This window comes from Pseudolabrys taiwanensis, assembly GCF_003367395.1.
In the GTDB taxonomy this organism is placed as follows: domain Bacteria; phylum Pseudomonadota; class Alphaproteobacteria; order Rhizobiales; family Xanthobacteraceae; genus Pseudolabrys; species Pseudolabrys taiwanensis.
Window position 1 is genome coordinate 3,029,380 of record NZ_CP031417.1, and the last position, 25,810, is coordinate 3,055,189.

Here is a 25,810-nt window from a genome sequence, read left to right on the forward strand (position 1 = left end):
CGCCGCGCGCACGCGCCGATTTCGGCGCTGTGGCGCGCTAGGACTCCTGAACGCGTCCGATGGTGTAGCCGTCCAGCGTGCCGAGTTTGAGCACGACGGCGCTCAGCATTTCCTTTGGGCACATGATCAATGCCCCATCGGGCCGTTTATGGACCTCGACGTCGAACTCCTGCTTCAACGCCTTGCGGAGATGATAGAGCGCGTTGCCGTATTGGGCGCCGGCCGGGAAGTTGACCTCGACACTCGACGGATTGTCTTGTTCTTCCATAGGGCTCTATCTCGTCAAACCAGATTTCGATAACACGCCGCGTTCGCGGGCTTGTTCATGTCCAGGGTGCGCGCAGCGAAGCGCCCGCGTCCGACCACGTCCCATGTGATGCGGCAGGCGGGCCCGGCGCGCAAGCGCGCGTAATGCCGGCGGCAGAGTGAGCTTTCTTATCCCTCCCCTGAAAGGGGAGGGTCCGGCGCGAAGCGCCGGGGGTGGGGTCAGATCGAAGCACGGCTCTCCCCCACCCGGCTCGCTTCGCTCGCCACCCTCCCCGCAAGCGGGGAGGGATAAGAACGGCCTAACCCTCCGCGCTCATCCCCTGCGGCCATTGGCCGGCTTCGATGCGGGCGGCGGCGATGACGGCCTGGGTGCGGCTCTCGACGCCGAGCTTCTGCAGAATGGCCGAGACATGCGCCTTCACGGTCGCTTCCGACACGCCGAGCTGGAAGGCGATCTGCTTGTTGAGCAGCCCTTCCGACAGCATCATCAGCACGCGCACCTGCTGCGGCGTCAGCGTCGCCATGCGCGCCATCAGCTCGGCCGCTTCGGCGTCCGACCCGGTCGTCAGATCGACATCCGGCGGCGTCCAAACGCCGCCGCCGAGAATGCGCGAGATCGCCGCGCGCATGTCGTCGACGCCGAGCGTCTTGGGAATGAAACCTGACGCGCCGAATTCCATGCAGCGGCGGATCGTGGCGGGGTCGTCGCTCGCCGACACCACCACCACCGGCACGCTCGGATATTGCGCGCGCAGATACATCAAGCCGGAAAAACCACGCGTGCCCGGCATCGTCAGATCGAGCAGAACCAGATCGATGTCGCCGTTCTGCTCGAGGAATGCCACGACATCGTCGAACGTGCCCGCTTCGGCAATTGTGACCCGCTCAAGGAGTCCGGAAACGGCTTCGCGCAAGGCACCGCGAAACAGGGGGTGGTCGTCGGCAATGAACAGCCGGTACTGCACGTCCTCGGTCAACGGATAGCCTTTCGTCGTAGGACGGCGCGCGCACGCGCCGAAAGTAGCAGGTTCCTTATACCGAATTACACCTCCGGCGGCTTGTTGGCGATTGCCCGCGCCGGGCGATGGTGCGCCGCAACAATGCTGCTGCGTCAAAAGGCAGCGGCATAGAGGATAAGAATTATTCAATAAATACAATGCTTTTGCAGCGCACTTAATTCTAAAGTCTATAGCATTGCCCGTTAAGCGCGATGTTACGGTTTGTTCATAAATCGGACTCGGCGCCCAAGACCGAGCCGGCACGGCAACTCGGGGGGGTGCCGTTTTCTTCAAATGCCTCGGCCCTCCCCGCAAGGAGTTCCGGCCGCACCAGCGGCCCGGATCATTTCAGGGACGGAAAGGCAACGCCCATGTCAGACAAGACCGAAGCGCATTGGACCGCGACGCGGAATCTGATGTTCAAGCATCTCGGGGTGTGGCTGTTCTTCGGCTACATCGTTCATTTCTTCGTTGTTCCTCTCAACGCCATCAAAATCCCGATCCTCGGCTTCCCGCTCGGCTTCTACATGGCCGCGCAGGGCTCGCTGATCGCCTTCGTCGTCATGCTGTTCTTGTTCGCCAGGCAGCAGGACAAGATCGATCGCGACCACGGCTTCGCCGAAGAAGACTGAGGGGGGACCAATGACAGCGCAAACAGCCGGCGGGTCCGATTTCATCAAAAACCTCGGACGGATGTACGGCACCTATACGGGCGGCTTCGTCGCCTTCATCATTCTGCTCGCCATCCTCGAGCAGGTCGGCGTTCCGAACAAAATACTGGGCTATCTGTTCGTCGGCTTCACCATCGCTGTGTATGCCGTCATCGGCGTGCTCAGCCGCACCGCGCAAGTGTCCGAGTATTACGTGGCCGGCCGCGTGGTGCCGGCCTTCTATAACGGCATGGCGACCGGCGCCGACTGGATGTCGGCGGCTTCCTTCGTCGGCATGGCGGGCACGTTGTTCCTGCTCGGCTACGACGGATTAACCTGGGTGCTGGGCTGGACCGGCGGTTATGTGCTGGTGTCGATCCTGATCGGCCCTTATCTGCGCAAGTTCGGCGCCTACACCGTCCCGGACTTCATGGCCTTCCGCTTCGGCGGCAACACCGCGCGCATGATCGCCGTCGTCGTTCTCGTCTGCTGCTCGTTCACCTATGTGACGGCGCAGATCTACGGCACCGGTATCATCGCTTCACGCTTCCTCGGCCTGAGCTTCGAGATCGCCGTGTTCGCGGGTCTTGCCGGCATTCTGCTCTGCTCGATGCTGGGCGGCATGAAGGCGGTGACCTGGACGCAGATCGCTCAGTACGTCGTGCTGATCATCGCCTACCTCACGCCGATCGTGATCCTGTCCACCAAGCACTACGGCATCCCGATTCCGGAGCTGACCTACGGCCAGGCGATCGCGGAAATCACGGCCCGCGAGCAGCAGATGCTGCAGACGGGGTTGACGACGGCGGCGGCGCTCAAGCCTCACATTCAGCCGTTCATCAACTACACGCCGCTGAACTTCTTCGCGATCTGCTTCTGCATGATGGTGGGCACGGCCTCGTTGCCGCACATCCTGATGCGTTACTTCACCACGCCGAGCGTGCGTGAAGCGCGTCAGTCGGTGGCCTGGTCGCTGCTGTTCATCTTCCTCTTGTACTTCTCGGCGCCGGCCTATGCGGCGTTCTCGAAGCTGGAAGTGTACACCAACGTCATCGGCCGCGACCTGACGCAGGTCAGACCCTGGCTCTTCACCTGGGGCGAACTCGGGTTGATCCAAATCTGCGGCAAGAACGCGACCAGCATCGACGCCATCGTCGCGGCTTGTAAGGCCATCGCCGGCCACCCCGGCGTGGTGCGACTGCAGGACTTCGTGATCAATACAGACGTCATCGTGCTCTCCACGCCGGAGATCGCGGGCCTTCCCTATGTGATCTCGGGTCTCGTCGCCGCGGGCGGTCTGGCGGCCGCGCTCTCGACCGCCGACGGTCTCCTGCTCGCGATCGCGAACGCTCTATCGCACGACGTCTACTACAAGATGATCGACCCGAATGCGCCGACCGTCCGGCGCCTGACGGTCGCACGCGTCTTGTTGTTCTTCGTGGCGGTGTTGGCGGCCTACACGGCTTCGACCAGGCCGGCGGACATCCTCGCGATGGTCGGCTGGGCCTTCTCCCTCGCGATGGCCGGCAACTTCCCGGCTCTCGTTATGGGCGTGTGGTGGAAGCGGTCGACGGCGGCCGGCGCGATTGCCGGCATGATCGCCGGCTTCGGTCTGTGCCTGCTCTACCTGATCGTGACGCGCTACTTCCCCGGCTTCGGCGTGAAGTACCTGTTCATGAGCTCGCTGACCAATCCGGCCACGGGCGCTCCGCTGGTCGACCTCGCCAAGGCGATGACCGCGCCGAACGCGATGGAAGGCCTGGTTGCGGCGTCGCATCCGCTGGCCAGCAAAGTCGGCTGGTTCGGGCTGAACAACATCGCCGCGGGTCTGATCGGCATGCCGGTCGGCTTCCTGGTGATCTATGTGGTCAGCCTGATGACGCCCGAACCGTCCAAGGAAATGCAGGACTATGTGGACGAGATCCGCAAACCGCGGGGCCGCACGGTGTTGCAGGAGAAGACCTGATCGGCGCCTCGCCGGTCCGATCGGAGCGGGGCCCCTCGGGGCCCCGCTTTTTTCGGCACAATGACCGGCGCGCGTCTCGCATCGAGAATGACCGTCATGACATCCGCCAATCCGCTGCTCGCATCGTGGCTCTATCTGGTGCCCAACTTCGCGTTGGCGGCGCTGATGTACACGCTGCTCGGCCGCGCCGTGCTTGGCCTGTTCGTCGCGCCCGACTCGCCGAACTATATCTGGCGTTTCTTCTGCCGCGTCACCGATCCGTTCGTCGCGCTCATCGGCGTGGTGACGCCGAAGGCGACCGTGCCGGTCCTTGTATGGCTGATGGGCGTCGTGTGGCTGTTCTGGCTGCGCGTCGGATTGCTCTATCTGTTCCTGCTGATCGGCGCGAAGGCCGGGTGACGCTCATGAGCCGCAACGCCTATTACATCGGCATCGCCTTCTTCGGCATGATCAACGGCATCTTCAACCAGACCGCGCTCGTCTTCGCGCTCATTCATCTGCAGGTGCTGGCGCCGGCCCTGCTGTTCGGCAGCACCGGTCTCACTTTGATGCTGTCGTCGTTGATGGTCTCGACGGCGACCATCATCCTCGCCGGCATTCCGGCCGCGCTGTATGAGCGCTTCACCGGCGCCAAGGACGACTCGACGGTCGCCTCGCTGTGGATCTGGCTCGCCGGTACCGCGCTACTGACCCTGCCGGCGATCGGCAATTTTATCGAATTCGGCCTGTAAGCCGCTCCTTCCGGAACGCATCGGCGGCATTGCCGTTGGCAAGTCTGAAGCCCAGATATTGCCCTGGCACGTCCTTTGCTTTTTCGCAGGCGCCGAAGGTTCGGCAAGGAGCCGCTATGATTCCCTGCGCCCGGTTTGCATTCTTCACCCTCACCCGCGACTCGCTGTTCGTCGCGCTCGCCGGCCTGCTGCTGATGACGGCGTTCAGCTTCGAGCCGCCGCTCGCCTTCGAAGTCGGCGCCTCGGTCGCGCTCGTCTTCTCGATCGGGCTCCTCGCGCGCAGCTACTTCATGAACGAGGAGCGCTTCCGCCGCAGCGAAGCCTGGCGCGCGCTCACCCCCGACGAGCGGCCGGCCGGCGATACCGGACAGCAGTTCGCCCGCGAGCACTTCGAGACGCTGTTGCTGCGCTTCGCCCAGGGCGCATCGGCGGTGGCCGCGCTGCTTTTCGCATCGGCCTTGCTGCTGTCCCTGACGCTGGACGATCCCGGCTTTGACGCCATCGTGACCGCGGGCCTCGCCGGTCCGGGCTAGGATGGCGCCGTCGCGACGACGGGGGCCGGCATGGAGGAAATGCGGCGGATCGCCTACGAGACGGTGCTGCGCGCCTGCCTCTTCGGCTCGCTCGCCATCTTCTGCACCATGGTCGGCATGTCGTTCGAGCCGCGCCTCGCCTTCCAGACCGGCGGCACGCTGACCATGCTGATGGCCGGCATCCTCATCTACAAGGCGCGCGAGGCGCTCACCAAGGATTACCGCCGCACCGAGATGTGGCTTTATTTGCCGAAGAACTTTCGCCCGCCGGAAGCTTATGCCCAATGGGCGAGCGCGACGGTGCTCCGCGACACCTACCTCACCTTCGCGCTGTGGACCTCGGCCATCGCCATCGCGATGTGGATCGTCGCGCTGCTCTTCTCGTTCGCGGGCCTTTGATTCAGCGCTTGCTGCCGACGAATTGCAGGACCACCTCGCGGCTGTGCGGCCGCCGCCTGTGCTCGACCAGATAAAGTCCCTGCCACGTGCCAAGCGCGAGCGCCCCGCCGCGCACGGGGATATGCAGCGACACGCCGTTGAGCATCGCCTTCACATGCGCCGGCATGTCGTCCGGCCCCTCGACGTCGTGCACCCATGGCACGTCTTCCGGTGCGAGCCGGTCGAGCGCGGTGACGAGGTCCCGCTGCACGTCCGGATCGGCGTTTTCCTGGATCGTCAGCGACGCCGAGGTGTGACGCAGGAACACGAACAGCACGCCATCGCCGGCTTGCGCACGCGCGACGAAGTCGGCGGCCTGGCGCGTGATCTCGGTGAAGCCGGCGCCCGGCGTCTCCAGCTGCAACGTGGCGGAGACGATCACATCGGGCGCGATCGCGCTCAGGTTCGATAGACGTCCAGTCATAATGAGAGCAATCCGTGATCGGGCAGCCGCAATCTCCGTTCATTCCCGCGAAAGCGGGAATCCAGCGCGGCATTTGAAATGTCGTTCCGTGCGACTCTGGGTCCCCGCTTCCGCGGGGACGAGCGGAGTGTTGGGCAATTCCAGCTAAACGCGATAGGCACTAGAGCGTCGTCCGGTCCGGCGCCTTGCGCGACAGGTCGTTCCTGAGCTGGCCGATCATGTCGAGCACGCGATTCCAGGCGCGCTGCAACGCCGACGTGGCGCGGTCGACATCTTCCTGCGACGGCAGCTTGAGCGTGAGCTCGCCGTTTTTATCGGCCGGCTTCTCGCTATCCTTGGCCGGCGGGCGCGGCGCGAGATCGGCCGGCGGACGCGGCGGCGGCGGCGGTTCGCGCAAGACGGCAACGTCGCGCTTCAAGGACGCGACTTCGTCCTGAAGGCGCGCGATCTCCTTCTCGAGCGCGGCCCGTTCCTCCGGTACCGGCTCGCAGGCCCAGCCAACCGCGCGGCTGGCGCAGAACGCCACCTGGCCGGTCTGGCGATCGAGCCGCAGCAGCCCGTCTTTGACGGTCTCGAAGTTGAACCGCGCGGACGCATTCTCACCCGGCACGGGAACGGCGGGCGTCGCGGCCTGCGCCGGGGCTTGCGGGACGGCCTGCGGCGGTGCCGGCTCGGCGGCCGGCGGCGCCGGCTCGGGGGCCTGCGGCGCGGGGGCCGGCGTTGACGGCGCGGCCGCGGGCGGCGCCTCGTCGACGCTCAAGACGCGGGCATCGGCCAAAGCCGGCGCCGCAGCGCCGAGCAGCACGGCGATGGCGACCATCAAGGTGCGCATGGCGAAGTCCTCGTCTCGTGTTGGCGCCGGAAGCGCGACCCTAGCACCGCAGGGCGGGTCGCTGAACCGGCTTTCCGGCAATGCCCTGTTGATGAAGCTGCCGCACCGCACGCGGCGCATTGTCCGCTCCTCGAAAATTCTGCGTTTTTCCGCATGAATCAAACACTTATCCCACGATCACGGTTCCTTGACTCATAGGGGGCCCATCAGTATGGTCCGCGCGGCTTTAAGGGCGGCGGGACAGAGCAAAACCTACGCGCGAGCGAGTCGAAAGCATGGCTGACGGCACGCGCGACAAGGGTAAACGCCAAGAACCGCCGGACGACGAGGCTGCTCTCTCTGCGAGACTTAAACGTCTCGGCGATCGAATCGCGCAAGCGAAAGAGCCTTCCGAACGCGGCAACGACTCGCGTCCGACCACCGATACCTCGGGCATGGCCCGCGGTTTCCGGTTGTCATCCGAGCTGGTTGCAGGCGTGCTCGTGGGCGCCGGCCTTGGTTGGTTACTCGACCGCTGGCTCGGCATTTCGCCGTGGGGGCTCATCGTGTTTCTTCTACTCGGCTTCGCCGCCGGCGTACTCAATGTAATGCGGGCGGCGGGAATTGTTCGTGACCCGACTGTGAACGACTAGACATGGCTACCGACCCAATCCATCAGTTCCAGATCGTCAATCTCTTCCCGGTCGCCAAGGTCGGAGGCACGGATATCGCCTTCACCAATTCGGCGGCCTTCATGGTGGCAGCCGTTGTCATCATCACCGCGTTCCTGCTCGCGGGCGCGGCCAGCCGCGCCATGGTGCCCGGCCGTCTGCAGTCGGCCGCCGAGCTGGTCTACGAATTCGTCGCCACGACGATAAGAAGCACCGCCGGTTCCGAAGGGATGCGCTTCTTCCCCTTCGTGTTCACGCTGTTCACCTTCATCCTGACGGTGAACCTCATCGGCCTCATTCCCTACACCTTCACCGTCACCAGCCACATCATCGTCACTTTGGCGCTGGCGCTGACGGTGTTCTTCACGGTGCTGATCTACGGTCTCTACCGGCACGGCCTGCACTTCTTCGGCCTGTTCGCGCCGAAGGGCATCCCGGTCTACATTCTGCCGCTGATCGTCTGCATCGAGATCCTGTCCTTCCTGTCGCGCCCGATCTCGCACAGCGTGCGTCTGTTCGCGAACATGCTCGCCGGCCACATCACGCTGAAGGTGTTCGCCAGCTTCATCGCCATGCTCGGCAGCGCCGGCATCATCGGCGTCGCCGGCGCCACGCTGCCGCTGGCGCTGGTCATCGGCCTGACCGCGCTCGAGCTGCTGGTCGCGTTCCTGCAAGCTTACGTCTTCGCCATCCTCACCTGCATCTATCTCAACGATGCTATTCACCCGGGCCACTAAGCCCGGACAATCCCTCGAAAAGGAGTCGTTCTATGGATCCCGTCGCAGCAAAGTTCATCGGTGCCGGTATCGCCTGCCTCGGCATGGGTGGCGTGGGCATCGGCCTGGGCTCGATCTTCGGCAACTATCTCTCGTCGGCCCTGCGTAACCCGTCGGCCGCTCAGGGCCAGTTCGGCAACCTGATTTTCGGCTTCGCCGTGACCGAAGCGCTCGGCATCTTCTCGCTGCTGATCGCGCTTCTGCTCCTGTTCGCGGTCTAATCTGTAACGCCGGCTGAGGTCGCCAAGATGGCAACCAACTCCCACACCGAAGTGCCGTCAGAAGGGCATAAAGGCGGCTTTCCGCCCTTCGACTCGTCGACGTTCACTTCGCAACTGGTTTGGCTCGCCATTACCTTCGTCGTCCTCTACGTGCTGATGGCCAAGGTGACGCTGCCACGTCTCGGCGGCATCATCGAAGGCCGCCAGAAGCGGATCGAGGGCGACATTGCCGATGCGGCTGCGATGAAAACGCAGTCCGACGCGGCGCTGGCGGCCTACGAGAAAGCGTTGGCGGATGCCCGCGCCAATGCGCAGGCGATCGCCAACGAGACGCGTGAAAAGCAGGCGGCGGAAGCGGAAGCCCGCCGCAAGCAGCTCGAAGACGGTCTCAACGTGAAGCTCGCCGAAGCGGAAAAGACCATCACCGCCACCAAGCAGGCGGCGATGGCCAATGTCCGCGGCATCGCCACGGACGCGACCAAGGCGATCGTCGAGCAGTTGATCGGCAAGGCGCCGGCGGATGCATCCGTCGATGCCGCCGTCGGCGAAGCACTGAAAGGCTGAGGTCGATCGTGGAAAAGCTCGTCGAATTGTTGGGCGATGCCGAGTTCTGGGTTGCCGTTGCCTTCGTCCTCTTCGTCATCGGCCTCGGTTATCTCGGCGTCTTCAAGATGGTCGGCAAGTCGCTCGACGACCGGGCGGCGCGGATCAAGGAAGAGCTCGAGGAAGCCCGCAAGCTGAAGGACGAGGCGGCGCAGTTGCTCGCCGAGTATCAGCGCAAGCAGCACCAGGCCGAGTCCGAAGCGCAGGCGATCGTCACCGGCGCCAAGGAAGAGGCGGCGCGGATGGCCGAGGAAGCCAAGGCGCGGATCGAGGAATTCGTCGCCCGCCGCACCAAGATGGCCGAGGCCAAGATCGCCCAGGCGGAAGCCCAGGCGGCCGCCGACGTGCGCGCGGCTGCCGCGGAGGCCGCCGTGGCTGCAGCGGAAAGGATCCTGGTCCAGGAGACCAAGGGCCCCCTCGCCGCCGACCTGATCGCCAAGGGCATCGAGGACGTCCGCAAGAAGCTGAACTGACGGCTTAAACACACCGACAGACGTTCATGGCCGGGGCTCGCCCCGGCCATTTTCGTTTGCGGCCGGGCCGACCGGCCGCCGGCGGTCGGCTTGCCTTACCCGCAAGACCCTTATCCGCGAATTTCCCCGCTATTTCTTTTGCTGTGGGCAACCCAAATTGTGACGGGTCTTTGACTACCGGGGGTGGGCGCCTATCCTCGTCGCATCTGATTCGTCCGCAGCGTTCGGGGCGGTGCCGGTTGTTCACCGGCTTAAGCTATCGGGGGACCTGTGGTCATCTTTGACTGCAACGGCGTGCTTGTGGACAGCGAGCCGCTGGCGACTGCTGTCGTATCGAACGCGTTCATACGGGCGGGCTTCGCGCTCACGCCCGACCTGATCGCGCGCTATTTCACCGGCCGGCGTCCCGCTGACATGTTCACCGAGGTCGAGATCGCGGCCGGCCGTAAGCTGCCCGCCGACTTCGCCGCGACGGTCGCGAACGAGACGCTGCGGCGTTTTAAGGCCGAACTGCGCGCCACCAGCCACGCGATGCAGGCCCTGTCCTGGATCCGCGGGCCGAAATGCGTCGCCTCCTCCTCCTCGCTCGACCGCATCCGCACGAGCCTGGAGACGACCGACCTCCTGCGCTTCTTCGAGCCCTATCTGTTTTCGGCGAACGAAGTGCCCCAGGGCAAGCCGGCGCCCGACCTGTTCCTCTATGCCGCGCAGAAGATGCACGTGCTGCCGCGCGAATGCATCGTCGTCGAGGACTCCGCCGTTGGCGTGGCCGCTGGTGTCGCGGCCGGCATGACCGTGATCGGTTTCGTCGGCGGCAGCCACGCCGGCAGCCATCTCGGCAACAATCTGCGCGCCGCCGGCGCCAAGACGGTGATCACCGACATGCGCGCGCTCAAGACGACGATCGTCGATCTCAGAGGCTGGTGAGCCCCACCCGTCATGCCGGCCGAGCCAACGGGTCGGCGCGAAGCGCGGCCCGATGACAGGCTCCGCGAGAGCCGGAATCAAGGACGCCTTTTGCTCACGATGGGCTGCGGCGTACAGGATTCCCGCTTTCGCGGGAATGACAGAGAGTATGTGGCCGCGCCCAGAGCCGCCGGCTCAGCTCTGCTTCGGCTTGCGCCGCGCCGGCCGCCTCGGCTCGGGCTTGGCGCCGAGCGGATCGAAGCCGACATAGACGACGAACGAGTCGATCAGGCCGAGCGGCTGCGGCAGCGGAAACGTGAGGTCGTTGTCGATATGCGTGAAGGTCACGCGGTCGACCGCGCTCGAGATCGTCACTTGCTCGCGCGCGAATTTCGAGACGATAGGCTTCGGCGTCAGGCCTTCCTGCACGACCGCGATACGCAGCGGAACGTCCACCGTGCCTGGCGCGCCGGCTGGCCCGGTGATGATCCGGCCTTCGATGCCGACCTTCATCGTCATCATGCCGGCGTGCACATTGCACTCGCGCGCCATGCGGATGATCGTGCCTTGATAGCGCACGTCGAGCGCGGCCGGCTCGCCGTCACCCGGCTTGCTGCCGACCATCAAGGTCGACGCGCCGGTGCGGACCTTCATCTCGGGGCATTCGATATCGCTTGCGCTGACGGTTTCCGTGCCGCTGGCCGCGGTATCGGTCTTGGTCGCTTTCGAGGACGAGCTGAACAGATCCAGGGGCGAGCCGCTCAGCAGGCTGCTGGTGCTCGTGCTGCCACACGCGCCGAGCGCCAACGCCACGCCCGCGAAGGCAACCGCGCGCAGCCCCGTCGTCCCCATTCGATATCGATCCCCGCGCATGGTCCCCAGCTCGCTCTTTTTCGTCACGTTTGTGTCCGCGTTATAGCAAGCCAAGCGTGGCAAGCCCAAGGCGGCAGGCCGTCTCAGCCCGGCTCCGGGTCGTCCTTGAGCCGCGCGTACAGCAGGTGGTCCTGCCACTGGCCGTTGATGCAGAGATAGCCCCGGGCATAACCCTCGCGCTGGAAGCCGGTCTTCTCCAGGAGGCGGATCGACGGAACGTTGGTCGGGATGCAGGCCGCCTCCAGACGGTGCAGCCGCAGCGTGCCGTAGCAGAACGGGATCAGCGCCTTGACCGCGGCGGTCATGTAGCCGTTGCGGGCGTAGGGGTGGCCGATCCAGTAGCCGATGCTGCCGGCCTGCGCGACGCCGCGGCGGATATTGGCGAGGGTCAGGCCGCCGACCAGCGCGCCGTCGTCGCTGCGGAAGATCAGGAAGGCGTAGGCGATGTCGCTGCGCTGGTCCTCGGCGTAGCGCCGGAGGCGGCGGCGGAAGGCGCTGCGGCTGAGGTCGTCGGCCGGCCAGGTCGGCTCCCAGGGTACCAGGAAGTCGCGGCTCGCCTCGCGGACGGCCGCCCATTCCGGATAATCGCTCGCCACCGGCGTGCGCAGCATCACCCCGGCGCCAGGAATGGCCGGGATGAGTTCGCCGAAGCTGACGGTGCGAAAGAACGCCATGCGCGATTTGGGCCGAACGGAGCTCGGTTATGCCGCCCGGCGAACGAGACTTTCGGCGATCGCTGCGGTGCTTTCAAGGCCATGACCCGGGCCGAGCGCGGCGATCGCCGGACGGCCGCGGCTGATCAAGGCATGGCCGGCGGCGCGGGCGCTGGCGACGGTGACGGCGTCAACACGAGCAACGATCTCCTCCAGCGCGATCGGCCGACCGTAAGCGAGCATCTGCCGGGCGAGTTGCCCGACGCGCGCTTCCGAACTCTCGAGCGCCATCAGCAGGCCGGCCTTCATCTGCGCCTTGGCGCGGTTGACCTCGGCCTCGGTGATCGTGTCGGTGGCGCCGCCGATCTGATCGATAACGACGCGCATGAGCTCGGGCGCGTCCGCCTCGTCGGTGCCGGCGTAGAGCCCGAACAGCCCGGTGTCGCTGTAAGGCATGTGGAAGGCATGGATGGCGTAGCAGAGGCCGCGAATCTCGCGCACCTCCTGGAACAGCCGCGAGGACATGCCACCGCCCAAGATGCTGGTGAACACCTGCAGGCTGTAGAGCTGCTCGTCCTTCACCGGCACGCCTTGCAGCGCCATGGCGATATGCACCTGCTCGAGATCGCGGGTTTCGACCCGCGTGCCGCCGTGGAAGGTCGCGGGCTCCGGATCCGGGCCGGCCGGCCCGGCAAAGCCAGTGAAGCGCTTTTCAACCTCGGCCACGATCTTGTCGTGCTCGACAGCGCCCGCAGCCGCGACCAGCATGTCCGGCGCGCGATAATTGCGCGTGAGATAAGCGCGCAGCTTGGCGGAGTTGAACGAGCGCACCGTATCGGGCGTGCCCAGAATAGAACGGCCGACCGGCTGCTTCGGGAACGCGGTCTCCTGCAAGCGATCGAACACCAGATCGTCGGGCGCGTCTTCGGTGGCGCCGATCTCCTGCACGATCACGTTCTGCTCGCGCCGGAGCTCTTCCGGATCGAAGGCCGGCTCCGACAGAATGTCCGACAGCACGTCGAGCGCCAGCGGCACATCCGCCTTCAAGACGCGCGCGAAGTAACCGGTCGACTCGACGCTCGTCGCGGCGTTGAGATCGCCGCCAACCGCCTCGATCGCTTCGGCGATCTGGCGCGCCGTGCGGCGCTTGGTGCCCTTGAACGCCATGTGTTCGAGCAGATGCGAAATGCCGTGTTCGTCGGGCTTTTCGTCGCGGCTGCCGGCTCCGATCCAGACGCCGAGCGACGCCGACTCCAGATGCGGCATGCGGTCGGTGACGACCGCGAGGCCGGAGGGAAGACGGGTGACTTCGACACTCATGCCGCTGCTCCTTCACGCGCCGCACGCGACGCCGACAACACAAAACGTTCGACCTGATGCTGATCGTTCGGCAGCACAGTGACGCGCTCTTCGCGCTTCGGCAGGTCGCTCAACCAATCCGGCAGGCCCGGATCGACGCCGCAGGCCGCCTTGACCGCATCGGGGAATTTCGCCGGATGCGCGGTCGACAGCACCACCATGGGCACCGACGGGTCGCGGGTCTCTTTCTCGGCCACGGCGAGCGCCACAGCCGTATGCGGATCGGCGCAATATTCGGCCTCGCGCATCCACGTCCGAATGGTCGCCGCGACTTCTTGCTCTTCGGCGCGCTCGGCCGAGAACAACGTCCGCAGCGCCTTCAGCGCCGGCGCCGACACCGAGAAGCGCCGCGACTGCGCCAGCGAGCCCATCAGCCCGCGCACCGCGTGCGCATCGCGGCCATAGGCATCGAACAACAGCCGCTCGAAATTCGAGGACACCTGGATGTCCATCGACGGCGACGTGGTCGCGACCACTTCCCGGATATCGTAGGTGCCGGTCGCAAAGGTGCGCGCCAGGATGTCGTTGACGTTGGTGGCCACCACCAGGCGGTCGATCGGCAGGCCCATCTTGGAGGCGACATAGCCGGCATAGACGTCGCCGAAATTGCCGGTCGGCACCGTGAAGGCGACCTTACGATGCGGTGCGCCGAGCGCGACAGCCGCGGTGAAGTAATAGACCGCCTGCGCGACGATGCGCGCCCAGTTGATCGAATTGACGCCGGAGAGCCGTACCTGATCGCGGAAGGCATGGTGATTGAACATCGCCTTCACCAACGCCTGACAATCGTCGAAGGTGCCCTCGACGGCGACGGCATGCACGTTGGCATCGCCCGCCGTCGTCATCATGCGCCGCTGCACCTCGGAGATGCGCCCCTGCGGGAACAGCACGACGAGATCGACCTGACTGCGGCCGCGGAACGCCTCGACCGCCGCGCCGCCGGTGTCGCCCGAGGTGGCGACGACGATGGTGGTGCGCTCGCCGCGCTTCTCCAGCGCATAATCCATCAGGCGGGCGACAAGCTGCATCGCCAGATCCTTGAAGGCGAGCGTCGGTCCGTGAAACAGCTCCAGCACGAACAGGCCGGGATTGAGCTGCACCAGCGGTGTCGTCGCCGGATGGCGGAAGGTGCCGTAGGCTTCCTGCGCCATGCGGGCGAGGTCCGCCGCGGGGATGCTCGTGCCGACGAACGGCCGCATCACCTCAACCGCCACCTCGGCATAGGGCCGGCCGGCAAAGCCGGCCATGGCCGTGAAGTCGAGGGTGGGCCATTCCTGCGGAACATAAAGCCCGCCGTCGCGGGCCAAACCCGCGAGCATGACGTCGGTGAAATCCAGCGGGGTTCCCTCACCCCGTGTCGATATATAACGCATTGATTAGTCTAGGTTTATAGTTCCGCTGCGGCGCATTCTCCGGGCACAGTAGCCCCGGCGGCACCCTTTCACAAGGAAAGCAGCGGCGCTCCACCCCGCCCTTTTGGGCAGGGGAAGAACATCAAACCACCAAGCCACCGCCCTCGAGATAGACGATGGAGCCGGTGGCGAACCCGTTGCGCATGAAAGCGTGAATCTGCAGCGCGATGTCCTCGGCGACGCCGACCCGGCCCACCGGCAGGCCGGCCCCCGTCTTCGCCAGCATGTCCTTGCGCGCAGCCTCCGGCATCGCCGCGCGGATCGGCGTGTCGACGATGCCGGGCGATACGCAGTTCACCCGCACCGGTGCAAGCTCGAGCGCCAGCGCACGCGTGAGCGATTCGAGCGCGCCATTGGCGCAGCTCACGATCGCCGAGCCAGGCCGCGGCCGAAGGCTGAGAAAACCCGAGACCAATGTGAGCGAGCCGCCGGAGCGAATATCGGCCGCCCGCGCGCAACGCCAGGCGCCCCAAAACTTGCCGTCGAAAGTTGCGCGCACGTCCTCCATCGCCACCGACTTGAACGGACCGGAGCGGAGTTGGGCCGCGGTCACCACGACATGATCGACCGGACCGCAAGCGCGGAAAAGATTGGCAACGCTCTCGTCGCTCGAAACGTCGGCAGGAATTGCCGTTGCGCCGATCTTGTCGGCGGCGGCCTTTAAGCGCTCCGCATTGCGCGAGGCGATGACGACGTCGGCACCTTCACGCTTCGCCAACTCGGCTGTCGCGAAACCAATGCCCGAGGAGCCACCCACGACAACGACCTTCTGACCCGCGAGCATTCGTTCTCTCCCTTGCGTATTGTTATGATGCTTTATGCGCGCACTTAATCATGCCGGCGTTATCGCGCCAATGGCACGCGCTTTCATGAAATGAAATAGAGATCAGCGCCGTCGCAGACGCGCGACCAACCAGAAGACGTAAACGCCGACGAGGGCCAGCGCGAGCCCGAACCAAGTGATCGCATATTGCAGGTGGTTGTCGGGCAGATGCACTTCGAGCCTGCCGGGCAAGGGGAAACCGCCGGCAGGCACCGGCGCTTCCTGATCGATGTAGAAGGGCGCGGCGACGTTCCATTTCTTCGCGTCCGCCATTGCCTTGGTGTCGCGCAGATACCAGACGTTGCCCTTCACGTCGTCGGCTGGCGTGAACATGCCGCGGCTCTCCGGCCAGCGCATCACGCCAACAATGTCGATCAAGCCTTGCGGCGTACTGTCCGCACGCGTCGACAGCTCCTTGCGGTCGAGCGGCACGAAGCCACGGTTGACGATGACAATGCTGCCGCCGGCCAGGCGCGCCGGTGCGAACACGAAGTAGCCGGGGCCCTTAATATCCTTCCGCAGCGCCGAGCCGGCGGCATAGACCAGCGCTTCCTCGCCCGGGATGAACTCAGCGGGAAACGTCACGCGGCGGAATTCATCGGCCTCGGCAGTCTGCCGTGGCCATTCTTCGCGCGGCGGCAAATCCTGCGGCGCCTTTGCCAACCGTTCGGTAAGGCTGGCGATCAGATTTTCCTTCCAGACCTTGCGCTCGAGCTGCCAGACGCCAAGCCCGATCAGGATCGCGAGGCAGACGAGCGTGAAGACAGTCGCGCCGATGATGCTGCCGCCACGGCCTCGCCCGCGCTCCACCATCACGACTCGCCCTTCTCATCGAGCCGGCCGGGCGCGGCCTTGTGATAATATTGCAGCGCGATCAGCACTCCCTTGATCAAGCGCAGAGGCAGCAAGGTAACCAGCAGAATCATCGGCAGCCACAACGCCGCATGCACCCAATAAGGCGGCTCATACACCACCTCCGTGATCAAGGCGGCGAACACCACCAGCGCGCCACCGATCAAAATGACGAACACCGCCGGGCCATCGCCGGCGTCGGCGAAGCTGTAATCGAGCCCGCAGCGATCGCACTTGCTGCGCAGATTGACGAGGCCGGAAAACAGCTTGCCCTCGCCGCAGCGCGGGCAGCGCCCGCGCAAACCACGCCCGATCGGCAAATAGGTGTTGGGCACGATGTCGGTCATGACTGCATCCCTCAAAGCAAAAGGGCGGCGTTGCCGCCGCCCTTTCATGAATTTGCCGTCACATCAGTGGCCGGCGGCAACGGTTGCGCCGTGGCCCCACACATAGATGCAGGCGAACAGGAACAGCCACACGACGTCGACGAAGTGCCAGTACCAGGCGGCGAACTCGAAACCGAGATGCTGCGTCGGCGTGAAGTGACCGTTGAGCACGCGCACGAGGCAAACGATCAGGAAGATCGTGCCGATAATAACGTGTGCGCCGTGGAAGCCGGTCGCCATGAAGAAGGTGGCGCCGTAGATGTTGCCCGAGAAGCCGAAGGTCGCGTGCGAATATTCGAAGGCCTGCACGCAGGTGAAGATGAGACCGAGGCAGACCGTGAGGATCAGGCCCCACTTCACGCCCTGACGGTCGTTCTCCAGAAGCGCATGGTGCGCCCAGGTCACCGTGGTGCCCGAGGTCAGAAGGATCAGCGTGTTCAGAAGCGGCAGATGCCAGGGATCGAAGGTCTCGATGCCCTTCGGCGGCCAGACGCCGCCGGTCGCCGCAACGCGTGCGATCTCATGCGCATCGCCGGGGAACAGCGCGGTGTTGAAGTAAGCCCAGAACCAGGCGACGAAGAACATCACCTCGGAAGCGATAAACAGGATCATGCCGTAGCGGTGCGAGATCTGCACCACGCGGGTATGGAAACCGCCATGCTCGGCTTCGCGGATGACGTCGCGCCACCAGCCGATAAAGGTGTAGAGCACGCCCAGCGTGCCGAGACCGAACACCAGCGGTGCCGCCGCGTACAAGTGGTGCAGCCAGCTCACGGCGCCCACCGCCATGATGAAGGCGGACAGCGAACCGACGAACGGCCACGGCGACGGATCGACGAGGTGGTAGTCGTGATGCTTGGTGTGGGCCTCAGCCATCGTTTCAGTCCCCGTTTAGAGCTTGTTCGACTTGTCCGGGACCTCCGCGACCGGCCGCGCGGCGTCCGGAAGCCGATAGAAGGTGTAGGACAAAGTAATGGTGTTGAGATCGTCCTGGTCGCGGTCTTTGACGATCGCCGGATCGACATAGAACACGACGGCCATTTCGCGGGTCTCGCCCGGCTTCATGGTCTGCTCGGTGAAGCAGAAGCAGTTGATCTTGTTGAAGTAGATGCCCACCTGCGGCGGCGACACGTTGTAGGAGGCCTGCGCTGTGATTTCGCGCGCGGCCTGGTTCACCACCTTGTAGTTGACCGTCACCACCTCGCCGATGCGCACATGGATCTCGTTCTGCTCCGGCACGAACTTCCAGGGCAGACCGGGCGTCACATTCGAATCGAAACGGATCGCCAGCGTGCGGTCGAGGACATGGTCGGGCGCCTTTTCGGCGACTTGGGTGGTCCCGCCGTAACCGGTGGTGCGGCAGAACCAGTTGTAGAACGGCACCGCCGCGTAGGACGCCCCCACCATCAGCGCGACCACCGCGCCACAGACGCTCGCCACGATCATATCGCGGCTGAGCTTCTTCTTGGATCGGGGTTCGTCAGCGGCCATTATCGCCTCACAATCAGATCGGCCTGATGAGGACGGCGGGGCCCTTCACCAGCGTCATGATGTAGAAGAGAATCACCAGCGCGCCGAGCGCCAGCGCGATAGCGATCGAGCGCGACCGCCGGGCGCGCTTCTGCGCCTCGGTGAGCACGATACCCTCGTCTTCTTTGCGCGGCTCGTCCATCGGAATACCGATACTCACGCTGCCAACCGGGCCATCAGCCCGCCCCACCCGCGCTCAACCAGGAGCGTCGCGAACAGCAGGAACAGATAGAGGATCGAGAAGGCAAAAAGGTTGCGGGCGGCGCGGTCGGCCGGACGACTCTCGCGCAGAACCCGGAACGCCAGCGCCAGCATGATCGCGCCGGTCACGACCGAGACGACGCCATAAACGATGCCGGCGAAGCCGAGCGCCCAGGGCGCGATGCCAAGCGGCACCAGGATCAGCGTGTAGAGGAGAATCTGACGGCGCGTCGAGACATCGCCGGCAACGACCGGCAGCATCGGGATGCCGGCGCGGGCGTAGTCTTCGGTCTTGTAGAGCGCGAGCGCCCAGAAGTGCGGCGGCGTCCAGAAGAAGATGATGGCGAACAGCAGCACCGATTCCAACGATACCGAACCGGTTACGGCAGCCCAGCCGATCATGGGCGGGAAGGCACCGGCAGCGCCGCCGATAACGATGTTCTGCGGCGTCGAGCGCTTCAGCCACATTGTGTAGACGACGGCGTAGAAGAAGATGGTGAAGGCGAGCAGCGCGCCGGCAACCCAGTTCACCAGAATGCCGAGCGTCACCACCGCGAAGCCGGAGAGCGTCAGGCCGAAGGCCAAGGCTTCGCCAGGCTTCACCTTGCCGGACGGCACGGGACGACGCGCGGTGCGCGTCATCACGGCGTCGATATCGGCGTCGTACCACATGTTCAGCGCGCCCGAGGCCCCCGCACCCACCGCGATGCAGAGCAGCGCGGTGAAAGCGGCGACCGGATGCAGGCTGCCCGGCGCGACCGCCAAGCCGACCAGGGCGGTGAACACGACAAGCGACATGACCCGCGGCTTGAGCAGCGCGATGTAGTCGCCCACGGTGGCGAGACTCGGCTCGGCAAGGCCGAGTTCCGATTCGGCGGCGACACGGCCGCGCAATTCTGCGCCTTCGGTGACGAACGACATCGGTTACGCGGGTCCTCTCGCTCTTACTTGATCCGCGGCAGCGTTTCGAACTGGTGGAACGGCGGCGGCGACGACAGCGTCCACTCGAGCGTGGTCGCGCCCGGACCCCACGGATTGTCGCCGGCGACGCGCTTCTTGGCGAAGGCTTCGGCAACACCGAAGAGGAAGATCAGAACGCCGACACCCGAGATGTAGGAGCCGATCGAAGCGACCTCGTTCCAGCCGTGGAACGCATCCGGATAGTCCACGTAGCGGCGCGGCATGCCGGCGAGACCAAGGAAGTGCATCGGGAAGAAGATCAGATTCACGCCGATGAACGTGACCCAGAAGTGCAGCTTGCCGATGGTCTCGTTGTACATGTAGCCGCTCATCTTCGGGAACCAGTAGTACCAGCCCGCGAAGATGGCGAAGACGGCGCCGAGCGACAGCACGTAGTGGAAGTGCGCGACGACGTAATAGGTGTCCTGCAGCACGCGGTCGACGCCGGCATTGGCAAGCACGACGCCAGTGACGCCGCCGACGGTGAACAGGAAGATGAAGCCGATCGCCCACAGCATCGGCGTGCGGAACTCGATCGAGCCGCCCCACATGGTGGCGATCCAGGAGAAGATCTTCACGCCGGTCGGCACCGCGATGACCATCGTGGCGGCGACGAAGTAGGCCTGCGCGCCGGTCGACAGACCGACCGTGTACATGTGGTGCGCCCACACGACGAAGCCGATGCCGCCGATGGCGACCATGGCGTAGGCCATGCCGAGATAACCGAACACCGGCTTGCGCGAGAAGGTCGACACGATCTGGCTGATCATGCCGAAGCCGGGCAGAATCAGGATGTACACTTCGGGGTGGCCGAAGAACCAGAACAGATGCTGATACAGGATCGGGTCACCGCCGCCTTCGGCCGCGAAGAACGTCGTGCCGAAGTTACGGTCGGTCAGCAGCATGGTGATCGCGCCGGCGAGAACCGGCAGCGACAGCAGCAGCAGGAACACCGTCACCAGGACCGACCACACGAACAGCGGCATCTTGTGCAGCGTCATGCCGGGCGCGCGCATGTTGAAGATCGTGGTGATGAAGTTGATGGCGCCGAGAATCGACGACGCGCCGGCGATGTGCAGCGACAGAATCGCGAAGTCCACCGCCGGGCCGGGGTGACCCGAGGTCGACAACGGCGCGTACATGGTCCAGCCGGCGCCGACGCCGTTGGAGCCCGGCTCGCCCTCGACGAAGGCCGAGGTGATGAGCAGCGCGAACGAAGCCGGCAGCAGCCAGAACGAGACGTTGTTCAGGCGCGGGAACGCCATGTCGGGTGCGCCGATCATCAGCGGCACGAACCAGTTGCCGAAGCCGCCGATCATCGCGGGCATCACCATGAAGAAGATCATGATGAGGCCGTGCGCCGTGGTGAACACGTTGAACTCGTGCGCCGACGGGAAGATGGTCATGCCCGGGTTCTGCAGCTCGAGGCGGATGCCGATCGACAGCGCGCCACCGATGATGCCCGCCATGATCGCGAACATCAGGTACATCGTGCCGATGTCCTTGTGGTTCGTCGAATAGACGAAACGGCGCCACCCGGTCGGGTGCGCATGTTCCTCGTGGGCATCGTGGGTGTGTGCCGCAGCCGTGTTACTAGCCATCATTCCCGTTCCTTCGAGGCTTGTCTCAGTCGCCCGCTATTATATTCAAATCTCGATATGCGTCACTGGGCCGCGCCGATCGCAGCCACGGTCGTCGGACGGCTGTCGTCGGAAGCGAACTTCTTCTTCGCCTGGTCGACCCACGCGGCATAATCCTTGTCGCTCACCACCCGCACGGTGATCGGCATGAAGGCGTGGTCCTTGCCGCAGAGCTCGGAGCACTGGCCGTAATAAACGCCCTCGCGCTCGGCCTTGAACCACGTCTCGTTGACGCGGCCGGGGATGGCGTCGATCTTCACGCCGAAGGACGGGACCGCCCAGGAGTGGATGACGTCGGCGCCGGTGGTGAGCACGCGCACCACTTTATTGACCGGCACCACCATCTCGTTATCGACGGAGAGCAAGCGCGGCTGGCCAGGCTTGAGATCCTTTTCGGCCACCATCAGGGAGTCGAACTCGAATTTGTCGTCCGGGTAGCTGTAGCTCCAGAACCACTGCTTGCCGGTCGCCTTCACGGTGATGTCGGCCTTCGGCGTGTTGAGCTGCAGAAAGAGCAGACGGAACGACGGCACCGCGATCATCACCAGGACGAGCACCGGCACCACGGTCCACACCACCTCGATGAGCGTGTTGTGCGTGGTGCGAGACGGTACCGGATTGCTGCGGGCGTTGAACTTCACAACGACGAGCACCAGCAAAATCAGCACGAACAAAACGATCGCGCCGATTATCCACAGCAATAGATTGTGGAACCAGATGATGTTGTCCATCACCGGCGTGGCACCCCCTTGCAGACCCAGCTGCCAGGGATGGGGCTGACCCGTCGCGCCATCGGCGGCCAAAGCGGCGCCTCCGGCAAGAACGGTCACGCTCGTGACCACAAAGGCGATCAACCGCTTGAGCACCAGCATTGTCGAATGCTCTCCTCGACGAGACGTACGGCCTTGCGGTGCAAGGCTCTTTCTTTTGGCCCCGATCGAGCCGCCCATCGCAGGAAAGATGTTCGGCTCACTCCCGCCAAGCACGCCGTTTGGCCACGGGCGTGGCGGCTTTTGTGCGCAGCGGGACGGGAAATCCCGGCCTCTCAAACCACAATTCGGAAGCAGCCGCAATGCACCTTATAACCGCTCGCGTTTGCGGCCCGGCTTACCCCCAAGCGGAGGCGCCGGCGCGCGCTTCCGCCGCATTTGCGCCACGCCCGCAGGGCTTGGATGACCTTGAAATCCCGGCATTACCATACGCGGTGCCTCGCTTGACAGGAGCGGCCGCGCATGTGCCAACGGGGACGACTAGAATGCCGGCGGCGGCGATTCGAGGCAGGGGCGTACGCCTAAGGCGCCGCCGGTGGCATCCAAGGGACTGATGTGATGGGCATTTTCAAGCATGGCGGACCGGCGGCGGTGCATTTTCTTTCCGCCGCAGCCTTGGCGCTGATTGCGGGCCTGATTTGCGCGGGCCCGGCGGCGGCGCAAGGCGCGGTCAAGTCGGTGCATAAGGACTGGCAGATTCGCTGCGATACGCCCCCCGGCGCCAAGGCGGAGCAATGCGCGCTGATCCAGAGCGTGACCGCGGAAGACCGCGCCAATGTCGGTCTCACGGTGATCGTGCTGAAGACCGCCGATCAGAAGAGCCGGCTGATGCGCGTGGTGGCGCCGCTCGGGGTGTTGCTGCCGTCCGGGCTGGGCCTCAAGATCGATCAGGCTGACATCGGCCGCGCGGGATTTGTGCGCTGCCTGCCGAACGGCTGCATTGCCGAGGTCGTCATGGACGACGAGCTCATCAAGAAGCTGCGCACCGGCAAGACGGCGACCTTCATTATTTTCCAGACGCCGGAGGAAGGCATCGGCTTCCCGATGAGCCTCAACGGCTTTGGCGAAGGTTACGACAAGCTGCCGTAGGAAAAACGGCCTAGGCCGCATCCTCCCACATCAAAGGCAGCAAGCACGTCCAAAGATCTCAGCTTTGGGCGCCCGGATCGGCAATCGTGCCGATGCTCTGCTCTTTGGCTTCTTCTTCGGCCAGCAGCTTTATGAGCTGACGACGTTGTTCGACGTCGGTGGCCTGCGCCAGCAGACGCCGATAACGTTCGATGTTCTCACGGCAGATGAAACGGTCCATGGCGATGCTCCATGGTTACGCGTTACGCAACATAGCTATCATAGTAGTCCGCGGCCCCGCAGGGAAGCACGTCCATACCGGCCGGAGGAGGTTCCGCTAAATTTATCAAGTGTTTATGCCAATTGTCCGGGCGCACAAGAGCGGCGGTCGTCGCGCATCAACCCCCTTCGTCGCCAGCACGGGGCTGCCGGGGTTGTTGTTGCTGTTGGGAGGACTCTTCCGTCAGCCCGGTCGGCACGGACCTGCGCGGCACCCAGGTCGCCCGGCCGCAGCCATTACACTGATAAATTGTATGGCGGGCATACCGACCATACCGGCATAGCCAGCTGCCCCGCCGCAATGCGGACAGGAAATGGTCCGGTCAGGATCGTCCGCCATGGGCCCTCACCTCTCTCCGCACTACTAATGTGCAAGACCCCGCTTTGGCTCCCCCCGGACCTAGGTCGTTGGCCGAATTGATGAACGGCATCCACCGTCGTACCGGTGGGAGTGGCCCTTTGGAACGAACCGCCCCTCGGGCGCGTTTCGGGTTTTGTGGGGTAGGAAACTAATGCAGGACAACGATCCGACGCAGGACACCGCGCAACTGGACAGCGAACGCAACTTCCGGCTGTTGCTCGACGGACTGGTCGACTACGCCATCTGCATGCTCGACCCCAAGGGGTACGTGACCAATTGGAACACCGGGGCCGAGCGCATCAAAGGTTACGCAGCCTCGGAAATCATCGGGCGGCACTTCAGCGTCTTTTACACCGTGCGCGACCGCGAAGCCGGTTTGCCCGAGACGGCGCTGCGTACGGCGCAGGAGAAGGGCAAGTTCGAAATCGAGGGCTGGCGTGTCCGCAAAGACGGCACAGAATTTCGCTCTTTCGTCGTCATCGACGCCCTATACGAAGACGGCGAGCTCATCGGTTTCGCCAAGATCACGCGCGACATCACCGAGCGTTACAAGGCGCAGCAAGCGCTGCTCGAGAGCGAGCGTCAATTCCGGCTCCTGGTCAGCGGCGTCACCGACTACGCGCTCTACATGCTCGACCCTCAGGGGAATATCGTCAGTTGGAACGCCGGCGGCGAGCGCATCAAAGGTTACGCGCCGACCGAAATCATCGGCCAGCACTTCTCGCGCTTCTACACGCCGTCGGACCAAGCGGATGGCAAACCGAAGCGCGCGCTGGGCATAGCCCAAACCACCGGCCGCTACGAAGAAGAAGGCTGGCGCGTCCGCAAGGACGGCACGTTCTTCTGGGCAAGCGTCGTCATCGATCCGATCCGCGACGATACCGGCAAGCTGATCGGCTTCGCCAAGATCACGCGCGACATTACCGAGCGGCGCGAAGCGCAGATCAAGCTCGAGAAAATGCAGCGGCAGCTCGCCGAGTCGCAAAAGATGGATGCGCTCGGCCAGCTCACCGGCGGTATCGCGCACGACTTCAACAACATATTGATGATCGTCTCGGGCCATTTGCAGACGCTCAAGCGTTCGATGGGAGCCGACCCGAGACTCGCCCGCGCCGTGCAGGCGATCGAGCACGCCACCGACCGCGGCGCGACGCTGACCAACCAATTGCTCACGTTCTCGCGTCGGCAGCAGGTCAATCCCGAACGCGTCGACGTCTCCACACTCGTTCGTTCGGTGCGCGAGGTGCTCGATAGCGGCCTCGGCCGCGACATAAAGCTCGAACTCGATCTCGCGCCGCAAACATGGCCTGTCGTCGCCGATGTAAGCGAATTTGAAACCGCTCTCGTGAACCTCGTGATCAATGCCCGTGACGCGATGCCAATGGGTGGCCTCGTGCGTGTCACCGCTAAAAATATTCAGTGCAACGAGCCGAGCGGCGAGTTCGTGTCGATCAGCGTCGTCGACACCGGCGTCGGCATCGCCAAGGACGTGGTGGGAAAGATTTTCGATCCGTTCTTCACCACCAAGCCTGTCGGCAAGGGCACGGGTCTCGGGCTGTCGCAGGTACACGGCTTCGTGCACCAGGCTGGCGGCACCGTGACGGTAGAGAGCGAGATCGGCAAGGGCACGCAAATCACTATCTTGTTGCCGCGCGCCGGCACCGAGCGCGCGCAAACCGAAATGCACATGCCTCAGATCACCTCGGGGAGCGGCACGGTGCTGCTTGTCGAGGACAATCCCGACGTGGCGAGCGCGAGCGCCGAACTGCTCACGCAACTGGGCTACGCGGTGCGCTGGGTGGCGGACGCCGAAAGCGCGCTCAACGAACTCGAACGCAACGGCATCGACGTCGTGTTCAGCGATATCGTGATGCCGGGTCCCATGGACGGATTTAGTCTTGCGGAAGCGATCAAGGCGAAGTTTCCTCAGTTGCCCATCCTGCTGACGACCGGCTACAGCCAGGCGGCGCAGGAAGCGCTGCGCAAATATCCGATCCTGCGCAAGCCGTACCGTATTCACGAATTGAGCCGCGCGCTGGCCGAGCTCGCCCACTGACCGGCCTAGCCAAGCCTTCACACAGTGAAAAGCTGTGGGCAAAGGCACGCGCGCTTCTTCGTCACATCCGGGCTTGCCGCCGCCTGCCGCATCTTTACTCTCGCTTGCAAAGAAGACGC

The 25,810-nt window shown here is 64.5% G+C and carries 33 protein-coding genes; 15 read left to right on the top strand and 18 right to left on the bottom strand.

Annotated elements, in window-relative coordinates; all coding sequences use genetic code 11:
• Positions 1 to 37 precede the first annotated feature (37 nt).
• Complete coding sequence (locus DW352_RS14455) at positions 38 to 268, bottom strand: hypothetical protein (protein ID WP_115691993.1); 231 nt, start codon at positions 266 to 268, stop codon at positions 38 to 40.
• A 298-nt stretch (positions 269 to 566) separates the two neighbouring features.
• Positions 567 to 1,244 carry a response regulator transcription factor gene (locus DW352_RS14460; RefSeq protein WP_115691994.1) on the bottom strand — a complete coding sequence of 226 codons (678 nt, stop codon included), beginning with the start codon at positions 1,242 to 1,244 and terminating at the stop codon, positions 567 to 569.
• A gap of 392 nt (positions 1,245 to 1,636) precedes the next feature.
• On the opposite strand from DW352_RS14460, the gene DW352_RS14465 reads away from it, so the two are divergent.
• The 6 genes from DW352_RS14465 (at position 1,637) to DW352_RS14490 (ending at position 5,544) form a co-directional block, all read left to right on the top strand.
• Positions 1,637 to 1,897 carry a DUF4212 domain-containing protein gene (locus DW352_RS14465; protein ID WP_115691995.1) on the top strand — a complete coding sequence of 87 codons (261 nt, stop codon included), beginning with the start codon at positions 1,637 to 1,639 and terminating at the stop codon, positions 1,895 to 1,897.
• A 10-nt stretch (positions 1,898 to 1,907) separates the two neighbouring features.
• Positions 1,908 to 3,881, top strand: coding sequence for a sodium:solute symporter family protein (locus DW352_RS14470; RefSeq protein WP_115691996.1), 1,974 nt, complete (start codon positions 1,908 to 1,910; stop codon positions 3,879 to 3,881).
• Positions 3,882 to 3,977: 96 nt separating this feature from the next.
• Entirely contained in the window at positions 3,978 to 4,280 is a 303-nt protein-coding gene (locus tag DW352_RS14475; protein WP_115694417.1) for a YggT family protein, read from the top strand.
• A gap of 5 nt (positions 4,281 to 4,285) precedes the next feature.
• Positions 4,286 to 4,612, top strand: coding sequence for a hypothetical protein (locus DW352_RS14480; RefSeq protein WP_162826971.1), 327 nt, complete (start codon positions 4,286 to 4,288; stop codon positions 4,610 to 4,612).
• Between the two features lie 116 nt (positions 4,613 to 4,728).
• Positions 4,729 to 5,145, top strand: a complete 417-nt coding sequence (locus tag DW352_RS14485; protein ID WP_115691998.1) for a hypothetical protein — start codon at positions 4,729 to 4,731, stop codon at positions 5,143 to 5,145.
• Between the two features lie 30 nt (positions 5,146 to 5,175).
• The gene (locus tag DW352_RS14490) at positions 5,176 to 5,544 is read left to right on the top strand and encodes a hypothetical protein (RefSeq protein WP_115691999.1); all 369 of its coding nucleotides are present in this window, start codon (positions 5,176 to 5,178) and stop codon (positions 5,542 to 5,544) included.
• Between the two features lies 1 nt (position 5,545).
• On the opposite strand, the gene DW352_RS14495 is transcribed toward DW352_RS14490, so the two are convergent.
• Positions 5,546 to 6,007: a secondary thiamine-phosphate synthase enzyme YjbQ gene (locus DW352_RS14495; RefSeq protein ID WP_115692000.1), complete on the bottom strand. Its 462-nt coding sequence runs from the start codon at positions 6,005 to 6,007 to the stop codon at positions 5,546 to 5,548.
• Between the two features lie 160 nt (positions 6,008 to 6,167).
• Positions 6,168 to 6,839 carry a hypothetical protein gene (locus DW352_RS26830; RefSeq protein ID WP_162826973.1) on the bottom strand — a complete coding sequence of 224 codons (672 nt, stop codon included), beginning with the start codon at positions 6,837 to 6,839 and terminating at the stop codon, positions 6,168 to 6,170.
• Between DW352_RS26830 and DW352_RS26835 the strand changes: the two genes are divergently transcribed.
• The 7 genes from DW352_RS26835 to DW352_RS14530 all read left to right on the top strand — a co-directional run bounded on the left by DW352_RS26835 (position 6,817) and on the right by DW352_RS14530 (position 10,489).
• Positions 6,817 to 6,996 carry a hypothetical protein gene (locus tag DW352_RS26835; protein WP_162826974.1) on the top strand — a complete coding sequence of 60 codons (180 nt, stop codon included), beginning with the start codon at positions 6,817 to 6,819 and terminating at the stop codon, positions 6,994 to 6,996. The genes DW352_RS26830 and DW352_RS26835 overlap by 23 nt on opposite strands.
• A 118-nt stretch (positions 6,997 to 7,114) precedes the next feature.
• Complete coding sequence (locus DW352_RS14505) at positions 7,115 to 7,471, top strand: AtpZ/AtpI family protein (RefSeq protein WP_115692001.1); 357 nt, start codon at positions 7,115 to 7,117, stop codon at positions 7,469 to 7,471.
• Positions 7,472 to 7,473: 2 nt separating this feature from the next.
• The gene (locus tag DW352_RS14510) at positions 7,474 to 8,226 is read left to right on the top strand and encodes a F0F1 ATP synthase subunit A (protein WP_115692002.1); all 753 of its coding nucleotides are present in this window, start codon (positions 7,474 to 7,476) and stop codon (positions 8,224 to 8,226) included.
• A 32-nt stretch (positions 8,227 to 8,258) separates the two neighbouring features.
• Positions 8,259 to 8,486, top strand: a complete 228-nt coding sequence (locus tag DW352_RS14515) for a F0F1 ATP synthase subunit C (RefSeq protein ID WP_115692003.1) — start codon at positions 8,259 to 8,261, stop codon at positions 8,484 to 8,486.
• Positions 8,487 to 8,513: 27 nt separating this feature from the next.
• Complete coding sequence (locus DW352_RS14520) at positions 8,514 to 9,050, top strand: F0F1 ATP synthase subunit B (protein ID WP_115692004.1); 537 nt, start codon at positions 8,514 to 8,516, stop codon at positions 9,048 to 9,050.
• A 26-nt stretch (positions 9,051 to 9,076) separates the two neighbouring features.
• The gene (locus DW352_RS14525) at positions 9,077 to 9,562 is read left to right on the top strand and encodes a F0F1 ATP synthase subunit B family protein (RefSeq protein ID WP_115694418.1); all 486 of its coding nucleotides are present in this window, start codon (positions 9,077 to 9,079) and stop codon (positions 9,560 to 9,562) included.
• A 270-nt stretch (positions 9,563 to 9,832) separates the two neighbouring features.
• On the top strand, positions 9,833 to 10,489 hold the full coding sequence (locus DW352_RS14530) for an HAD family hydrolase (RefSeq protein ID WP_162826975.1): 657 nt from the start codon (positions 9,833 to 9,835) through the stop codon (positions 10,487 to 10,489).
• Positions 10,490 to 10,663: 174 nt separating this feature from the next.
• On the opposite strand, the gene DW352_RS14535 is transcribed toward DW352_RS14530, so the two are convergent.
• The 13 genes from DW352_RS14535 to coxB form a co-directional block, all read right to left on the bottom strand.
• The gene (locus tag DW352_RS14535) at positions 10,664 to 11,320 is read right to left on the bottom strand and encodes a hypothetical protein (protein WP_115692006.1); all 657 of its coding nucleotides are present in this window, start codon (positions 11,318 to 11,320) and stop codon (positions 10,664 to 10,666) included.
• A 104-nt stretch (positions 11,321 to 11,424) separates the two neighbouring features.
• On the bottom strand, positions 11,425 to 12,015 hold the full coding sequence (locus DW352_RS14540) for a GNAT family N-acetyltransferase (protein WP_115692007.1): 591 nt from the start codon (positions 12,013 to 12,015) through the stop codon (positions 11,425 to 11,427).
• Between the two features lie 27 nt (positions 12,016 to 12,042).
• Positions 12,043 to 13,314 carry a M16 family metallopeptidase gene (locus DW352_RS14545; RefSeq protein WP_115692008.1) on the bottom strand — a complete coding sequence of 424 codons (1,272 nt, stop codon included), beginning with the start codon at positions 13,312 to 13,314 and terminating at the stop codon, positions 12,043 to 12,045.
• Positions 13,311 to 14,726 (bottom strand): threonine synthase, encoded by a 1,416-nt coding sequence (thrC, locus tag DW352_RS14550; protein WP_115692009.1) that lies wholly within the window; start codon positions 14,724 to 14,726, stop codon positions 13,311 to 13,313. The genes DW352_RS14545 and thrC overlap by 4 nt, the downstream gene beginning before the upstream one ends.
• A 121-nt stretch (positions 14,727 to 14,847) precedes the next feature.
• Entirely contained in the window at positions 14,848 to 15,549 is a 702-nt protein-coding gene (locus DW352_RS14555) for an SDR family oxidoreductase (protein WP_115692010.1), read from the bottom strand.
• A 102-nt stretch (positions 15,550 to 15,651) separates the two neighbouring features.
• Entirely contained in the window at positions 15,652 to 16,401 is a 750-nt protein-coding gene (locus DW352_RS14560; RefSeq protein ID WP_115692011.1) for an SURF1 family protein, read from the bottom strand.
• A complete protein-coding gene (locus DW352_RS14565) occupies positions 16,401 to 16,787 on the bottom strand; it encodes a DUF983 domain-containing protein (RefSeq protein ID WP_115692012.1) in 387 nt (128 codons plus the stop codon). The genes DW352_RS14560 and DW352_RS14565 overlap by 1 nt, the downstream gene beginning before the upstream one ends.
• A 63-nt stretch (positions 16,788 to 16,850) precedes the next feature.
• Entirely contained in the window at positions 16,851 to 17,702 is an 852-nt protein-coding gene (locus DW352_RS14570) for a cytochrome c oxidase subunit 3 (RefSeq protein ID WP_115692013.1), read from the bottom strand.
• Between the two features lie 15 nt (positions 17,703 to 17,717).
• Positions 17,718 to 18,317: a cytochrome c oxidase assembly protein gene (locus tag DW352_RS14575; protein WP_115692014.1), complete on the bottom strand. Its 600-nt coding sequence runs from the start codon at positions 18,315 to 18,317 to the stop codon at positions 17,718 to 17,720.
• Between the two features lie 13 nt (positions 18,318 to 18,330).
• Entirely contained in the window at positions 18,331 to 18,498 is a 168-nt protein-coding gene (locus DW352_RS14580; protein ID WP_115692015.1) for a CoxF protein, read from the bottom strand.
• 14 nt (positions 18,499 to 18,512) lie between these two features.
• Positions 18,513 to 19,478: a heme o synthase gene (locus DW352_RS14585; protein WP_115692016.1), complete on the bottom strand. Its 966-nt coding sequence runs from the start codon at positions 19,476 to 19,478 to the stop codon at positions 18,513 to 18,515.
• A 23-nt stretch (positions 19,479 to 19,501) separates the two neighbouring features.
• A complete protein-coding gene (gene ctaD, locus DW352_RS14590; RefSeq protein ID WP_115694419.1) occupies positions 19,502 to 21,118 on the bottom strand; it encodes a cytochrome c oxidase subunit I in 1,617 nt (538 codons plus the stop codon).
• 62 nt (positions 21,119 to 21,180) lie between these two features.
• Positions 21,181 to 22,029, bottom strand: a complete 849-nt coding sequence (coxB, locus tag DW352_RS14595; RefSeq protein WP_115692017.1) for a cytochrome c oxidase subunit II — start codon at positions 22,027 to 22,029, stop codon at positions 21,181 to 21,183.
• Positions 22,030 to 22,485: 456 nt separating this feature from the next.
• Between coxB and DW352_RS14600 the strand changes: the two genes are divergently transcribed.
• Positions 22,486 to 23,016: an invasion associated locus B family protein gene (locus DW352_RS14600; RefSeq protein WP_115692018.1), complete on the top strand. Its 531-nt coding sequence runs from the start codon at positions 22,486 to 22,488 to the stop codon at positions 23,014 to 23,016.
• 58 nt (positions 23,017 to 23,074) lie between these two features.
• On the opposite strand, the gene DW352_RS27075 is transcribed toward DW352_RS14600, so the two are convergent.
• Entirely contained in the window at positions 23,075 to 23,236 is a 162-nt protein-coding gene (locus DW352_RS27075; protein ID WP_170153525.1) for a hypothetical protein, read from the bottom strand.
• A gap of 550 nt (positions 23,237 to 23,786) precedes the next feature.
• On the opposite strand from DW352_RS27075, the gene DW352_RS14605 reads away from it, so the two are divergent.
• Entirely contained in the window at positions 23,787 to 25,691 is a 1,905-nt protein-coding gene (locus DW352_RS14605; protein ID WP_115692019.1) for a hybrid sensor histidine kinase/response regulator, read from the top strand.
• The last annotated feature ends 119 nt before the right edge of the window (positions 25,692 to 25,810 follow it).